11 protein-coding genes are annotated in these 15041 nt (G+C 60.7%); 3 read left to right on the plus strand and 8 right to left on the minus strand.

Annotated elements, in window-relative coordinates; translation table 11 throughout:
* Positions 1 to 6: 6 nt before the first annotated feature.
* The 7 genes from L6Q21_RS00890 to L6Q21_RS00920 all read right to left on the minus strand — a co-directional run bounded on the left by L6Q21_RS00890 (position 7) and on the right by L6Q21_RS00920 (position 11646).
* Positions 7 to 2019, minus strand: coding sequence for a TonB-dependent receptor (locus L6Q21_RS00890; protein WP_030540405.1), 2013 nt, complete (start codon positions 2017 to 2019; stop codon positions 7 to 9).
* A gap of 277 nt (positions 2020 to 2296) precedes the next feature.
* Positions 2297 to 4207, minus strand: a complete 1911-nt coding sequence (locus L6Q21_RS00895; protein ID WP_030540404.1) for a sigma-54-dependent Fis family transcriptional regulator — start codon at positions 4205 to 4207, stop codon at positions 2297 to 2299.
* Between the two features lie 257 nt (positions 4208 to 4464).
* Positions 4465 to 6045, minus strand: coding sequence for an AMP-binding protein (locus L6Q21_RS00900; RefSeq protein WP_049771327.1), 1581 nt, complete (start codon positions 6043 to 6045; stop codon positions 4465 to 4467).
* Between the two features lie 47 nt (positions 6046 to 6092).
* Positions 6093 to 7496 (minus strand): aldehyde dehydrogenase family protein, encoded by a 1404-nt coding sequence (locus L6Q21_RS00905; protein ID WP_011950407.1) that lies wholly within the window; start codon positions 7494 to 7496, stop codon positions 6093 to 6095.
* A gap of 172 nt (positions 7497 to 7668) precedes the next feature.
* Positions 7669 to 9837: a PQQ-dependent dehydrogenase, methanol/ethanol family gene (locus tag L6Q21_RS00910; RefSeq protein ID WP_107917704.1), complete on the minus strand. Its 2169-nt coding sequence runs from the start codon at positions 9835 to 9837 to the stop codon at positions 7669 to 7671.
* 24 nt (positions 9838 to 9861) lie between these two features.
* Positions 9862 to 10764 carry a transporter gene (locus L6Q21_RS00915; RefSeq protein ID WP_062343895.1) on the minus strand — a complete coding sequence of 301 codons (903 nt, stop codon included), beginning with the start codon at positions 10762 to 10764 and terminating at the stop codon, positions 9862 to 9864.
* A 429-nt stretch (positions 10765 to 11193) separates the two neighbouring features.
* Positions 11194 to 11646, minus strand: coding sequence for a LysR family transcriptional regulator (locus tag L6Q21_RS00920; protein WP_080993748.1), 453 nt, complete (start codon positions 11644 to 11646; stop codon positions 11194 to 11196).
* Here L6Q21_RS00920 and L6Q21_RS00925 point away from each other — a divergent pair.
* Positions 11637 to 11906: a hypothetical protein gene (locus L6Q21_RS00925; RefSeq protein WP_125723807.1), complete on the plus strand. Its 270-nt coding sequence runs from the start codon at positions 11637 to 11639 to the stop codon at positions 11904 to 11906. The genes L6Q21_RS00920 and L6Q21_RS00925 overlap by 10 nt on opposite strands.
* Before the next feature lie 156 nt (positions 11907 to 12062).
* The gene (locus L6Q21_RS00930; protein WP_030540911.1) at positions 12063 to 13022 is read left to right on the plus strand and encodes a quinone oxidoreductase family protein; all 960 of its coding nucleotides are present in this window, start codon (positions 12063 to 12065) and stop codon (positions 13020 to 13022) included.
* 38 nt (positions 13023 to 13060) lie between these two features.
* Here L6Q21_RS00930 and L6Q21_RS00935 read toward each other — a convergent pair whose 3' ends face one another.
* On the minus strand, positions 13061 to 13801 hold the full coding sequence (locus tag L6Q21_RS00935) for an SDR family oxidoreductase (protein ID WP_030540912.1): 741 nt from the start codon (positions 13799 to 13801) through the stop codon (positions 13061 to 13063).
* 285 nt (positions 13802 to 14086) lie between these two features.
* On the opposite strand from L6Q21_RS00935, the gene L6Q21_RS00940 reads away from it, so the two are divergent.
* Positions 14087 to 14968 (plus strand): AraC family transcriptional regulator, encoded by an 882-nt coding sequence (locus L6Q21_RS00940; RefSeq protein ID WP_030540913.1) that lies wholly within the window; start codon positions 14087 to 14089, stop codon positions 14966 to 14968.
* Positions 14969 to 15041: the final 73 nt, after the last annotated feature.

Below are 15041 nucleotides of genomic sequence, written 5' to 3' on the forward strand. Positions count from 1 at the left end.
CTACAATCAGCCCTTGAAACTGACGCCGATCCACAGCGTGCGCGGCGTGCCCAGGTCCATCGATCCGCCGGTGTTGCGCGTCACCACCTTCTCGTCGAACAGATTTTCGCCCCGCGCCGTCAGCGCGACGCCATGGCCCAGCGGCAAGCGCGCGAGCGCATCCACGGTCAGCGCCCTGGGCAGTGTGTCGATCTGAAGATCATCCTCATATTGGCTCGACACATAATGGACCGACGCGGAGAGCGTCGGCCCCTGCGCCGGCGTCCAGGCCAGCGTCGCGCTGGCGCTGTTGCGCGGCGTCTGCGCGGGCGCGAAGCCGTCGAACGCCTTGCCTGGCGCATCGACCTCGCTGTGGCTGTAGGCATAGGAGGCCGACAGGCCGAAATCGCCCAGACGCGCGCTGGCCGTAAGTTCGATCCCCTTGGCGACGATGCGGTTAACATTCTGGCGCTGGCGGGTGTTGGTGCCGATGGTGACATTGGCGATCGCATCGTCCAGCCGGTTGTAGAAGGCGGTCGCGCCCAGGGTCACGCCGGGCAGCGGGGTCAGGTCGAAGCCCGCCTCCACGCCCTTCAGGCGCTCGGGCTTCAGCGCCGCGTTCGCCTGCGTCGTGATCGGGAAGACCACGAATGGCCGGTACAGCTCGTTCAGCGTCGGCAGGCGAAAGCCGGTATAGCCCGCCCCGCGCAGCGCGAGCGCGCCGCTCAGGCGCAGGATCGCGCCCGCCCGCCCCGAAAACTGCCAGTCGGACCGGTTGGCGTAATCGGTCGCTGTCACTGCACCGGTGCTGGCGTTGGCCTGATGATAGAAGCCGTCGCTGATCGTCCAGTGATCCGCCCGCACGCCGCCGGTCAACACCAGGCCTTCTAGCGTCCAGTCGTCCTCGGCGAACAGGCCGGTCGTCACCTGCTGCCCACCGGCATGGCGGCGGAAGGTGACGGGATTGCTGGCGATATTGGCGTCATAGGCGTCCTCATACATGTCGCCCAGCGCGAAGCGCGTATCCGCGCCCAGCCGCAGTACATGATCCGACCCGACCGGCGGGCGGATCTCGATCTTGCCGCCAAGCCCCATGGACGGCGTGTTGCGCTGGTCGAGCGACTTGCGGAAGGTGGAGGCGGAGATCACGATATTGGAAAAGTTGCGCGCCTGGATATAGGCGAGCGCATCAACCTGCCAATCGCCGCGCGAGATGAAGCGAACACTGGCGTCCTGCCCTTCGTTCGCGGAGTCCGCGCCCTTGAACCGCAGCGTCCTGTCGTCCTGAAAGATCGTGGCGCGGAACTGCAATTCGGACGTCACGGAGAGCGGCGCGACCGCGCGTAAATTGGTGGACCAGCTATCATAGGCGGCGGGCACGGTCGCCGCGACGCGCTGCGACTTTGGCGTGGTCTGGAAGCCGTTCCCCCGGTCCCAGCGCCCCGACAGCGAAACATAGCCGCCGCCTAGGTCCGGCGTGACGCTGGCCGACATCTCGGCGGCGTCATGGCTGCCATAGAAGGCGCTGGCAGCGAAATCCGGCAACTGGTCGCGCGTGGCGCTGGCCAGCTCGATCGTGCCGGCGACAGCGCCCGCGCCGAACGCACCCGACCCGCCGCCGCGCGTCACCCGCACAACGGACAGACGGTCCGGAACCAGCGCGGAGAAAGGAATATAGCCAAAGAAGGGATCGGCCACGGGCACGCCGTCCAGCAACACCAGCGTCCGGCTGGATGCATTGCCACCCAGCGCCCGCAGGGTCGCGCCCTGGTTGGACGGGTTCGACGCCCGGCTGTCCGACCGACGAAACTGCTGGGAGCCGGCGACGTTGGCCAGCACATTCTCCAGCCGGCCCGACGCATTGTCGAGCAGCCGTTGCCGGTCGATCGCCACCGATCCATAGGCGGGCGTACCGGGTGGCAGGCCCAGCCCCTGTCCCGTTACGATGATCGAAGGTGCATCGGCGCCTGCATCATCGGGGGGCTGCGCCAGCACTCCGGATGGCACCAGCAGAAGTATCAGCAGCAGATAGTCTTTCATGATGCGTCCACGCCCTCTGGAGTTTGGAGCTTTCGTTGATTGGGCCATCGCGCGTCGCACGCATGTGCCGACGCCGCGGAAACCCGGGCTTAACAGAGCTGAGTTAGATCACAGCATGCGCCGGCATGAGATGAGCAGGATATCACTCAACATTGCCCGAGCAAGTCGCAGATGCAGATCAAATCTACGTAATGATTCTCATTTATCTGTTTCGCGCAAATAACCGAAAAACCTTGCGGTAAGGCTAATGCGCAACCAACTAACACGTCATGGAGAGTTAAAATATGGTCTTAACGCCCTGCACTTCGATATTATACTTACGCATCTTACGATAAAGCGTCGGCCGGCCGACCCCCAATTGACGAGCCGTAGCGGCAATATTTCCCGCACATTGATGGAGCGCCATTAATACCGCATCCCGCTCCGTTCGTTCGAGCGAAGCCACCTCGCGCCCCACATTCGAACGAGTTTGCCTCATCTCCTCTGGAAGATGCCTTGGCGCGATCAGCGCGCTCCCGGCAGCGAGCGCGATGGCCCGACGAAGAATGAGGCTCAGTTGGCGGATGTTCCCGGGCCATGCGAAGGACCGCAGACATTCCAGTGCGTCATCCGAGAGGGAAAGTGTCAAACGATCGCCGATTTCGCGATCGACGATTTGTCCTATGAGTTCCGACAAATCCGCTCGCTCGCGTAAGGGGGGCAAGGTGACGCAGAGTCCATCAATGCGGTAGTAAAGGTCTTCCCGAAATTCGCCCGTGGCGACGAGCGCCTTGAGGTCACGATGGGTCGCACAGACCAGAGAGATATCGATCGGCCTGTCCTTCGATCCGCCCACCGGCATGACGGCCCGCTCCTGCAGAACCCGCAGAAGACGAGCCTGTAGCGAGAGCGGCATGTCCCCGATCTCATCCAGGAAGAGTGTTCCACCATGGGCCTGCTCAAATTTACCCGGAGCGCCTCCCCGGCGAGCGCCGGTAAACGCCCCTTCCACATATCCGAACAATTCGGCCTCGATCAGTCCGTCGGGAATGGACGCACAATTTACCGGCACGAACGGCCCGTTTCGCCGCGGCCCTGAGGCGTGCAGCTCCCGCGCAAGAACCTCCTTTCCAGTTCCCGTCTCGCCGGTTAGGAGAACAGGAATATCACGAGCGAACGCCAGCTTCGCGTCGCCAATGGTGTCCAGCAGGGCGGGATCGGAACAGAACATGTCAGAAGAGGCATGAGACGAACGCTTGCCCGAGGGCGGCGGCAAGAGCGCCTTACCAACCCGCATAACGTCATCTGCATGGCGGGCGAGACTGAGGTGGACGCGGATGCCGGCCGGCGTGTCTGTCACGATCGGTTCGGCATTGCGGCCGCTAAGCTCGTCAACCGCACGCGCAAAAGGCAGGTCGAACATGTGATCGAACTCTGTCGCCGAACGCGTATGCCCAAGCAGCTTGCGCGCGATCTGGTTCCCACCGAGCAATTGCCCATGTTCCGAGAAAGCGAGAACGGCAGCCAAGGGCGTGCGAAGCAGGTCAGGGTGATAATGTAACGAGACGTGCAGAGCGCCCGGAAGGTCAAGCAGCATATGATTTTCTATGGCTCGGGCGGCAACCCGCAACGCCTCGCAAACTGATGACAGATCCCTGCCGCTGCGGCAGGTGGCATTCAAGACGCCGATCAGGTCCCCGTTAACGTCGAACAGAGGAACGGCCGCGCAAGAATAGCCATGAATCTCGTCAAGGAAATGCTCGTTGGCGTGGACAATAAAGGGTTTCTGTTCCACGAGCGCGCATCCCGGCGCTCCGGTGCCGATCGCACTTTCGCTGAGGGAAACCCCGTTCCGGAAAAGACTCTCCAGTTCGCGGCACGGCCCTTCGGCGTCGCCGATCGAGCAAATGACAAATCCGCTGACGTCAAGGCAGGCCAGCACCCAATCCTGCGTGTGAAACGCTTTGTAAAGCCGTGTCATCTCCGGCATCGCATAGCGAATGAGCCGTTCACCCCTTTCTGTGGCGATCCGGCGTTCGCCAGGCGCCGCCATGTCGAACAACCTCTTGTCGGACGCGCTCAAACCCAGGCGTCTTGATCGCTCCCAGGAACGCGTGATCGGCTCGGGCACCCACTGCGACACGATACTCTCGCCCGAGAAGAAAAGATCTCGTGCCCTCCTTGTCTGGCGGACCTGTTCCAGATTCATGGATTGCCTCTCGTACCGTTGTCTTTCCGAACGGTGGGGTGCCCGGCGCCTGGACCGGACGGCGCTGATCCCTCTCTCCATTCGAACATCTTTATCGCCCGTCATGCTAGCTTGTTCGACGGACGCGAACAACCATCTCTCCTTCTCTGGAAGATCCGATCGTGCCGAAACAGATCGATGCCTGGCGATCACAAAAATGGTCGGCCAGGCGACACATGCGCCTGGCCGACCATAGTGGCTCAAGGGGAGAGGAATACTCAAGCCACCAAGCCCAGTTCAGCTTCCATCGTCTTGCGCATCTCGAACTTCTGCGCCTTGCCCGTGACCGTCATAGCGAAGCCCTCGACGATGCGGACATAGCGGGGAACCTTGTAGTGGGCGATCTTACCCCGGCAGTGGGCAATCACATCGTCGGCGCTCAGCCGATGGCCGGCTCGCGCTATGACCCATGCGCAGACTTCCTCACCAAATTTAGCGTCGCTGACGCCAAAGACCTGCACATCGACGATCAACGGGTGGCCAAGCAGGAATTCCTCGAGCTCGCGCGGATAGATATTCTCGCCGCCCCGGATGATCATGTCCTTGATGCGGCCGGTAATGCGAACATAGCCCCGCTCATCCATCACCGCGAGATCGCCCGAGTGCATCCATCCTTCCGCGTCGATGGCATCGTCGGTCTTTTCCGGATCGTTCCAATATCCCTGCATCACCGCATATCCGCGCGAGCAATATTCGCCCTGTTGGTTCACCTGCAATGTCTCGCCGTTCAACCCTACGATCTTTGCTTCGGCATGAGGGTGGACGCGGCCCACCGTCGCCACTCGCTCTGCGACGGGATCGTCTATCGACGTCTGCGTCGTCAGGGGACTGGTTTCGGTCATGCCATAGCCGATAGTCACCTCGCGCATGTTCAACCGATCCATGATCTGCTCCATCATGGCCGCCGGGCAAGGGGCGCCCGCCATGATCCCGGTGCGCAAGGACGAGACGTCGAACTGATCGAGGTCCGGATGGTTGAGGATCGTGATCAGCATGGTCGGCACTCCGTAAAGCGCCGTACAACGTTCATCTCGCACCGCCTCAAGTGTCATCCGCGCATCATAAGCCTCTCCGGGGTAGATCATCGCAGCCCCGCTCGTCACGGATGCAAGATTACCCAGGACCATGCCGAAGCAATGATAGAGCGGAACCGGAATGCAGATGCGGTCCTTGACGGTGAGATTGATGGTTTGTCCCGAAAAATAACCATTGTTGAGAATGTTGCGATGCGTAAGCGTTGCCCCCTTTGGAAAACCCGTCGTGCCGCTGGTGAATTGTATGTTGATGGCATCGTCCGGTCGCAGACTTTCCGATGCCGCGCCCAGCAGCAGGGGATCCGCCGACACGCGCAGTTGCTCCCAAGGAATGAAACCGTCATGTGCCTGCTCACCAAGCGAAATCACCAGGCGAAGGTCAGGTAAACTACGCGTCCCGATCTCGCGTAGCATGGCGATGTAGTTACTGCTTTTGAAGGCAGATGCCGTCACCAGCACGCTGCAGCCGACCTTTGCGAGCGCATACTCGATTTCGCTGACACGATAGGCAGGATTGATGTTTACCAGGATCGCGCCGATCTTGGCGGTCGCGAATTGAATCACGGTCCATTCGGCGCAATTGGGCGCCCAGATGCCGACCCGATCGCCGCGACGCACCCCATGATCGAGCAGTCCGCACGCGACCCGTTCCGCTTCGCGGTTCAGTTCCTGCCAGCTCCAGCATATATTCTGATGCCGGGAAACCAATGCCAGTTCACTCCCCCAGCGCCGGGCAGCCACCGATAGGGCTTCTCCCAGCGTCATCTCCAGCAGCGGAACATCAGCCGCGCCTTTCGCAATTGAGAGCACGGTCACCTCTTGATGTTGATCACTTGGAGCTGCGTATATTCGGCGAGGCCCTCGACGGACTGCTCGACACCCAGGCCGGAATTTTTGAAGCCGGCCATGGGGATGTGCGGGCCGATCGCGATATGCTGGTTGACCCACATCTGACCGCTTTCGATACGCTCGGCGATCGCCGCGGCGCGCTCGACATCTTTCGACCAGATGGATCCACCCAGGCCGTATTCGGAGGAATTGACGCAGCGTACCACGTCGTCCACATCCGAGAAGGCGATGACCGGCAATATGGGTCCGAATTGCTCTTCATCCACGATCGTATGGCCGTCGCTGATATCCCGGACGATGGTCGGTTGGATGAAATAGCCGGCTCGCTCCATGGCTTCGCCACCGGCGATGATCTTGCCGTCGCGCCGGGCCGCCTCCAGGAATCCCTTCACCTTTTCAAATTGCGCGCGGTTCTGGATCGGACCGATATTCGTTCCCTGCTTCAGTCCGTCATCGACGACGGCTTCCTGCGCCAGCCTTGCCAATTCGTCGCACATCGCCTCGTAGATCGATTCATGCACATAGGCCCGCTTCACCGCCAGGCAGACCTGTCCGCAGTTGAGGAACGCGCCGTTGAAGATCGCCAGCGCCGTCTCACGCACATCGACATCCTCCAGCACGATGGCCGGATCGTTGCCGCCCAGCTCGAGCGTGACGCGCTTGAGCGTATCAGCGCTGCTCGCCGCGATCCGCTTGCCGGTGGCGGTCGAACCCGTGAAGCCAATTTTGGCGACATCCGGATGGGCGGTGAGATGCGGCCCCAGGTCATTATCGTCGGTGATGATGTTGACCACGCCCGCCGGGAAGATGTCTCGGCACAGCGCGCCTAATGCAAGGGCGGTGACGGGCGTGGTAGGGGCCGGCTTCAAGATGATGCTGTTTCCCGCCAGCACGGCGGGACCGATCTTCCAGCAGGCGACGAGCAGCGGGAAGTTCCATGCGATGATCCCGACGACCACGCCTAGCGGCCGATGCTTGACGACGATATGGGCCTGCTCATCGTCCTGTATGACCCGGTCGGGAAGCTCGAGAGTGGCGTAGTGCCGGAGATATCCTTCCGTCCACGCAACTTCCCCCTGGGCCTCGGCAAAGGGCTTGCCCTGTTCTTGCACCAGCAGGCGCGCGAGATTGTCGCCATCGGCCGCGATGGCATCGGCAAGCTCGATGAGCTTGGCCTGGCGCTGCGCGAAGGGCGTCTCGGCCCAGCCGGGATAGGCTGCCTTGGCGGCTTTGATGGCTTCGTCGGCCTGAGCCGCTGAAGCGCGCGGCACGGTCACGAACGCTTCGCCGAGTGCGGGGTTGATGACCTCGAGCGTGCCATCGCCCTCCACGAGTTGGCCCCCAATCAGCAACTTATAATCAGACATGCTTGTCTCCAGCCACATACGTGGGAAAATCGAATATGCAGGGCATCCAGAGCGCCCCATGGTCGCCGGTCTTCAGTCCTGACCGGCGCAAGCGTTTGTCGCCGCCTTTTCACAAAGGATCGGATGACCGGCGGCGGGCGCCGAAACCGCCGGTCATCCTCTCTAAGCGAGCCTATTTTTTCGGTTTTGCGCTCGCGGCAGGTTGTCCGCGCACAGAATCTGCAGTGCCTTGAATGAACGCCTTGAGCTTCTTGACGTCCTCTGCGGTAAGCTTGCCCTTGAAATCGGGCATACCCTGCTCGGCCATCGCACCTTCGAAAACGAACGCTTCAAGATTGGCGATCGCCTCGCGGGGCGCATAACCCAGGTTGGGCAAATTGCCTCCCTTGTCGACGCCAGGAACGCCATGGCAGAACAGACAGTTGCTGACGTAGAGTGCGCCTCCAGGAGCGACGTCCTTCTTGTCATAGGGCACGCCCGAGAGCAGTTCCCCCTGCTCATATTTTCCGAACTGCGGCAACGGCGCCTTGCCGCCGATGACGAAGGTGTAGACCGTACCAGGCGAACTGCGGTCGGTAGCGCGCTGGGACTCACCGAAAACACCGCCCCAACCCACCGCAATCGAGACATACTGCTTGCCATCGATCTGGTAGGTGATCGGAGCCGCGATGACGCCACTGCCTACCGGCGACTCCCACATTTTATGGCCGTTGCGCGCATCATAGGCTACGAAATGCCCATCTGCGGTTCCTTGGAACACCAGATTCCCCGCTGTGGTCAGCGTGCCACCATTCCACGGCGAAACTTGTTCCTGACTCCAGACTTGCTTCTGGCGCACCGGGTCCCATGCGATCAGGCGACCGAAGGGTTTGGCCTTCGTCGCCGCGCCTCCCAGCAAACTGCCTGTGTTCCAACCGATGCCGCTCATGGGCTGGCCTGGAATGTTGGAGCGATATTTCCATTTCGGATCGTCCGCCAGCGAAAGCGGCACATGCTGCGCGGGAATGAACGCCAGCCCCAAAGCCGGATTGAACGACATGGAATGCCAGTTGTGCCCGCCAAAAGGACCGGGAATGATCTCATAGGGCGTGGCCGAGCGGACGCCGGGCAATTCGATAGGCCTGCCCGCCTTGTCATAGCCCGAGGCCCAGTTCACCGGCACGAAATTCTTCGCGGAGATGAATTTGCCGTTTGTCCGATCGATGACGAAGAAGAAGCCGTTCTTGGGCGCATGCAGGATCACTTTGCGCGGCGCGCCGTCGACCGTCATGTCGGCCAGGATCATATCCTGCGTCGACGTGTAATCCCAGTTGTCCCCCGGCGTCTCCTGATAGTGCCAGACATATTCGCCGGTATCAGGATTGAGCGCGACGATCGATCCGAGATAGAGATTGTCGCCGCCCTTGGGACTGCGGCGATTGCGCGACCAAGGCGCCCCGTTTCCGACGCCGATATACATGAGATTGAGCTGCGGATCGAACGCCATGCTGTTCCAGACGGTGCCGCCACCGCCCGCCTCCCAATAGCGTCCGCTGGGGTCCCAGGTCTTGGCGGCGGCTTCCATCGCCTTGTTCTCAAACGGCTTCGATGGATCTCCCGGGACCGTGAACCAGCGCCAGAGCTTCTTGCCCGACGACGCATCATAGGCGGTGATATAGCCACGCAACCCCAGCTCCGCGCCACCGTTACCAATGATGACCTTGCCCTTGTACACACGCGGCGCGCCGGTGATGGTGGCTGGCGAGTCCGGCGATAGTCTGGTGTCCTCTTCCCACAATTTGGCGCCGGACGCCGCATCAAGCGCGATGAGACGACCATCGAAGGCTCCGACGAAGACTTTTCCCTCATAGACGGCCACGCCCCGGTTCACGACGTCACAGCACCCCTTGCCGCCCGCGCTGCGCGGCACTTGCGGATCGAACGTCCACAACTGCTTCCCCGTCCGTACATTGATTGCATGCACGACGCTCCAGGATGCTGTCACGTACATGATCCCGTCCACAACAAGCGGCGTTGCCTCTACGCCGCGGGTCGAGCCCAGATCATAGGTCCAGGCCAAACCCAGTCGGGCGACATTGTCAGTGGATATCTGGGACAGCTTGCTGAAGCGCGTTTCCGAATAGTCGAGGCCGTAGCTGGGCCATTCCTCGGAAGTCGCAGCGTTCTTGACAATAAAGTCACCGTTAATTTTCCCGGCGATTTTCGAGGTATCGACGGGTGCCCGGTTGCTCGCTTCGTTCGACCGCGAGCAACCACTCAGTGTCGTACCCAGCAAGAGGAAGCCCGCCCCCACAAGGGCCATTCGCCCCGGCTTTCCCCGCCCGAAAAAGATGATCGACATGTCTTTGTTCTTTCTCTCAAATACTTAGAAGACCTTCAGAAGACGCAAATTGAGGCGGTTCGATTCCCGAAATCCGCTCCTCACCGAAATGTCGCGGCCGTAGGTGGCGAGCAATTGCACGGTCTTCGCCGGAAACCAGGCCATTCCGACATTGCCCTTCCAATTGCTCGCTTGATCCTGCTGCCTGATGCCATCGATCCTCGTCTCGCCACCCGTGACGAACGAGCCGCCGACGCGGAAATCGAGGTTCGGCTTGAGCTGATAACGGGCGAAAGCCTGGAACTGCCCGCTTGCGGATTGCGTCAGACGCGCGGAAGACGAGCCGAAGTCGTTATTCTTGCCATAGAAGGTCACGTCGCCGACGAGGTCGATCGAGATCTTGGGCGTGACCCCCTTAACGAAGCCGCCCTGGAGCACGAACTTCCAACGGTTCTCGCCCAGGTTCAGGGGGCGGGTGCGATCATATGATCCTGTCGGCACATAGACGAATGGCGTGATACCGAAATAGGTATTGCTCTTGGGCTTGTTCACCAGCCAAACGGTGGCTGCGAGGATAAGATCGCCGGCCGCGCCGCCGCTTTTACCCAAAGCGTGCGTATCGCCCTTCCCTTCCAGCTGACCGAGCGGAAGCAGAAACTGCGGGTCGACCGTCAGGCCGGCAATGTCCATATAGTGAACGCCGCGCAGAATGAATACGGTCGAGTCCAATCCGGGATCACCCGGCTGCTTGTCGCCCTTGGCATAGATGGCGTCGCGCTCGGCAAATTGCGCATAGACAATGGCCAGATTGGATCCCGGCGGCAGTGCGACATAGTCGCCGGCATCAACGTCGGTCGCCCATGCCGCCGTGCTGGCCATCGGCGTACACAACGCAACGCCTCCCCACAGGGCCGCCTTCAAAAGCGAACCTTTATTGAGATTACCCATTATCCTCTCCCTCCATTATATCATAGTTGGTAACCCCTAAGCACAAAGCGTGCCAAATCGGAGATTGTCCAATCTGCTGGAAAATGACCACGGTTGGGGGAACGCGTCTCAGCTAACTGTAACGAAATAGAACAGGTGTATTCGGACACCCGTATCGTCAGGTTTCACCTTGGCAGATGGATCAAACCGAGAACTTCGGCATCCAGGCCGATCAAAACAGGATTGCTATCTCTCCTGTCATATTTGCGAGGAGCCATCCGCCGATATTCCGCCCGACAAGCAGCACGTCGGACGCGAGCCAAGGCAATTTCGGACTGGCGTGAGCAAATCTTGTTGTTCGGCCAGAGGCTTTCGCAATGGAGATCACGACCACCCACGCGTAGGCCGTTTCTCGACCCCTTGCCGCAGGTCGAGGAACGGACCTATGGATCAGCAAAATGCGCGGACCATTGCGCTCGTGATGGACCTGGACCCACGGACGTGATTATCGATACCTTTTCGTTCGGCATCATCAGCGAAGGCGACGTCGAGCGTTCCCATGGCCACGTTATGGCTTGTCCTACTCGTCGTATCTTCCGTGAGGGTGATGTTCACCGATGGAAATAGAGCTTTAAACTGACGCAGCACATCACCAAACAACCCGCCGGTGCGCGATGATGTAACTCCGATGCGGACTTGCCCCGCCTCCCCACTGTCGACAGCAACTGCGTAACGAGCGGCGAGATCTAATTGCTGGGCGCCGGCCATTGCCCGTTCCAAGAAGGCAGCGCCTGCCGTTGTGGGCGAAACACCAATTCGACTTCGCTTGAACAGGGGAACGCCTAATCGGTGCTCAAGATGCTGAATGCGTCGGCTGAGTGACGATTGGGACAATGCCAGCATCTCTCTCGCTCATCGAAACTGCCAGTTTCCGCCGCCGCGATCGCGCAGCGCAGATTTCGCAGATCCAAGATCATATTCGGCAAACATCACTCCCCCATGCCAATATCCGCTTCGGACGGCCGCGTTTTGTGCCGGAGTTTGGCGTTGCCAACACCGTCTCGGTAGTCCCGCGTCCTGAAAACTCCGTCGCCGATAGGGGAACACTGATGACAGCAGCTGCGCACGCTGAGGAAGCACCTAACTCCACCGATGGCGATTGATGTCGGCGGCAGCGCTCCTGATTATGCAACACAGATGCACGTTCGCCGATGCTACCGGATCGTGATCGGCAGTGCCACATGCAGATAAATTTGCGTTCCGGTCCCAGCAATTCCTACGCAACCGCCTCGGTCCGTCGCGCATCGAAAGGAACGACGATGAAAGCGGCTGTCTACGATCATAACGGTCCACCGGAAGTCCTTCGCTACACGGACGTGCCCGACCCCAAAATTCGTTCGCGGGATGTCCTGATCCAGGTCGAGGCGATATCCGTTGAGGGCGGAGACCTGATCAACCGTCGCAGTTCGCCGCCGGGGCACCCCGCATATGTCGTCGGCTATGCCGCAGCGGGCACGGTGGTGGCGATCGGTGACGCGGTCACGGACCGCAAGCCCGGCGACCGAGTTACCTCATGGGGCTTGGATGGATCCCACGCCCAACTCCGCGCAGTTCCGACAGATCAGACTTGGCTGCTGCCCGCAGGCGCAGGCGTAGCAGAAGCCGCGGCGATCCCGATCGGCTTCGGAACTGCCCATCATTGCCTGTTCGCGAGAGGGCGGCTCTCAAGCGGAAGCTCCGTCCTCATCCAAGGTGCAGCGGGGGGTGTCGGGGTCGCGGCAGTACAGCTCGCCCGCCAGGCCGGCGCGACCGTAATCGCCGTCGCTAGCGGTGAGGATCGCGTCCGCAGCGTCATCGAGCTCGGTGCATCGCGTGTAATCGACCATAACGTCGAATCGGTCGTGGACGTGGTCCGTGACCTCACCGGCGGCCGAGGCGTTGACCTCATCGTCGATCCGGTAGGTTCCACCTTGGCGACATCCCTCGCCGCGCTCCGCGACGAAGGAGTCTTGGTGTCCGTGGGCAATGCCGGCGGCGGGGCTCTGACAGTGGATTTTTGGCCAGCGGTGCAGCGAAATCAAACGGTCATCGGCGTATTCATGGGAACCGTCCTGTCACGTGCAGCGGTGCGCCAAACCATCGACATGATGCTCGCCGACGTTGCGAAAGGCAGTCTCACCGTGCCAATCGACAGAAGGTTTCCGCTCGCCGAGGCAGGGGCCGCCCATCGGTATGCCGAGGACAACAAGGTCCTCGGCCGTATCGTGCTGATCCCCTGACGCCGATTTCGCGCCCAACCGCTACCGAGCGCCCGCTGTCAGGCGATCGCGCCCGCGTCGGCGGTCAAGGTGGCGCCTGTAATTACACTCGCCGCGGGACTTGATAGAAACACGACCGCATTCGCGATTTCACTCGGCTTGGCGAAGCGGCCCAGAGACGTCAAACTCCGTTGGAAATCTGCCGCCGGGCCGTCTGCGGGGTTCGCGTCAGTATCCACAGATCCGGGCTGCACGAGGTTCACGGTGATGCCCTGCGGCCCGAGTTCACGTGACAACCCGCGAGTGAAGGACGTAAGCGCGGCCTTGGACATCGCATAGGCCGTTACGCCCGGAAATGGGACGCGTTCGCCGAGCCCCGACCCAATCGAGATTATGCGCCCCCCAGCGGAGAGATGCGGAATGGCGGCCTTCGCGAATAGCACTGGTGCTCGCACGTTGACGTCCATCAGCTTCTGATACTCGGCCACATCGAGGTCGGCGATCAGACCGGAATGGCCGATCGCCGCGCTATTGACGAGAATATCAAGACCACCGAGCGCCGAGACGGCCTCGCTCACGGCGCGCGTGATCGCATCCGGGTCTGCGCTATCGGCCTGTATGGCGACCGCGCGACGTCCGACACCATGTATAGCTTGAGCGACCTCGTCAGCCTTTTCGGCGGCGTGCTGGTAGGTGAACGCGATGTCCGCGCCGCTTTCGGCCAGCGCCAGCGCGATCGCGGCTCCGATGCCTCGCGAAGCTCCCGTAACCAACGCACGTTTTCCATTCAGATCGATCATATATTTGTCCTTTTCTACCATTTTGACGCTGCCGGTGGCGCGAGTCCGTATGATGCAAGGCGCGAGCAGTGTGCAGCTCAGTCTCAGCTCGTCATGTTGTGTGAAAGCTATCGCCGCCCGTCACGTCCGCCTCGCGCAAGTGCACGATTGGCGTCGGCAATTTGGTTCGGAGCCTCGTCATCGCTTCGCATTTCCTTGTCCTTGAGATAGGTCAGCGACAAGGAAACGGCATTCCCGATACTACCTTACCCTTGCCTGATCCTACCAAGTGACTAACTAATGGGTATGTTTGATCTCGAGATCGCGACCCGCCGCCTGCTTGACGATATCGCACCCCATATTGCTCCGCGTGGCGGGCTTGTTGGGCAGGCAACACCTGTTCCACGCTTGACGCTATGGACGAGCACGAGTGTCACGCCCCCCACAGCGGCGGTATTTGAGCCTATGTTCTATGCCGTCGCGCGTGGCGCAAAAGTCCTGACGATGGGCGCCAACCGTTTCGAGATGTCGGCCGGCGACTGCGCTGCGTCATCCTTTGGGCTGCCCTATTCTCATCAGCTCATTGGCGCGACGCCGTATGCTCCGTATGTCGGCATCAGCCTCCATCTGGACGTCGATAGGCTCACAAGGGTCGTACTCGACATGCCTAAACATCAGGAGCGATGGACATGCGCGGTAGCGGCGGGCGATCTGGGTGGCGTGGTCGGCGAAGCGTTCACGCAGCTCGTCGGCCTTGTGAACGCGCCTGACGACATAGGGGTGCTCGCGCCACTCTACGAAAGCGAACTCTATTATCGTCTCCTGCAAAGCGCGATGGGCGGTACGCTACGTCAGATCGTGGAGCGGAACGATCGTGTTCGGCAAATCAAGGCGGCCGCAGACTGGCTAGGCGCCCATAACGACGAACCAGTGATCATCCAGGAATTGGCAGCAAGCGCAGGCATGAGCGTGACTTCATTTCATAGGCACTTCAAGGCTGTTACCGGATACAGCCCGCTCGCCTTTCAGCGTCAAATGCGCCTTCTCGAAGCTAGAAAGTTGCTTGTGGCTGGCAGCACCAATGTGGCGCGTGTTGCATTCGAGGTGGGCTATCAAAGCCCGGCCCAGTTCAGCCGAGAATACAAGAACATGTTCGGCAACTCACCGCTGATCGATCTGCAGCGCTGACCTGACCTGATGATGTTCAGCAGGAACAAATGCTGAGAAACCCGGGTCCTCGCGTGCAACGGGACGGTCGAGA

The sequence above is a fragment of the Sandaracinobacteroides sayramensis genome, assembly GCF_022014495.1.
Classification (GTDB): Bacteria; Pseudomonadota; Alphaproteobacteria; order Sphingomonadales; family Sphingomonadaceae; genus Sandaracinobacteroides; species Sandaracinobacteroides sayramense.

Excerpts from the sequence above, each read along its gene's own strand:
- L6Q21_RS00890 (WP_030540405.1), bottom strand. The coding sequence starts at position 2,019 with ATGAAAGACTATCTGCTGCTGATACTTCTGCTGGTGCCATCCGGAGTG.
- L6Q21_RS00925 (WP_125723807.1), top strand. The coding sequence starts at position 11,637 with ATGCCAGCATCTCTCTCGCTCATCGAAACTGCCAGTTTCCGCCGCCGC.
- L6Q21_RS00935 (WP_030540912.1), bottom strand. The coding sequence starts at position 13,801 with ATGATCGATCTGAATGGAAAACGTGCGTTGGTTACGGGAGCTTCGCGA.
- L6Q21_RS00910 (WP_107917704.1), bottom strand. The coding sequence starts at position 9,837 with ATGTCGATCATCTTTTTCGGGCGGGGAAAGCCGGGGCGAATGGCCCTT.
- L6Q21_RS00930 (WP_030540911.1), top strand. The coding sequence starts at position 12,063 with ATGAAAGCGGCTGTCTACGATCATAACGGTCCACCGGAAGTCCTTCGC.
- L6Q21_RS00940 (WP_030540913.1), top strand. The coding sequence starts at position 14,087 with ATGTTTGATCTCGAGATCGCGACCCGCCGCCTGCTTGACGATATCGCA.
- L6Q21_RS00905 (WP_011950407.1), bottom strand. The coding sequence starts at position 7,496 with ATGTCTGATTATAAGTTGCTGATTGGGGGCCAACTCGTGGAGGGCGAT.
- L6Q21_RS00915 (WP_062343895.1), bottom strand. The coding sequence starts at position 10,764 with ATGGGTAATCTCAATAAAGGTTCGCTTTTGAAGGCGGCCCTGTGGGGA.
- L6Q21_RS00900 (WP_049771327.1), bottom strand. The coding sequence starts at position 6,045 with ATGACGCTGGGAGAAGCCCTATCGGTGGCTGCCCGGCGCTGGGGGAGT.
- L6Q21_RS00920 (WP_080993748.1), bottom strand. The coding sequence starts at position 11,646 with ATGCTGGCATTGTCCCAATCGTCACTCAGCCGACGCATTCAGCATCTT.
- L6Q21_RS00895 (WP_030540404.1), bottom strand. The coding sequence starts at position 4,207 with ATGAATCTGGAACAGGTCCGCCAGACAAGGAGGGCACGAGATCTTTTC.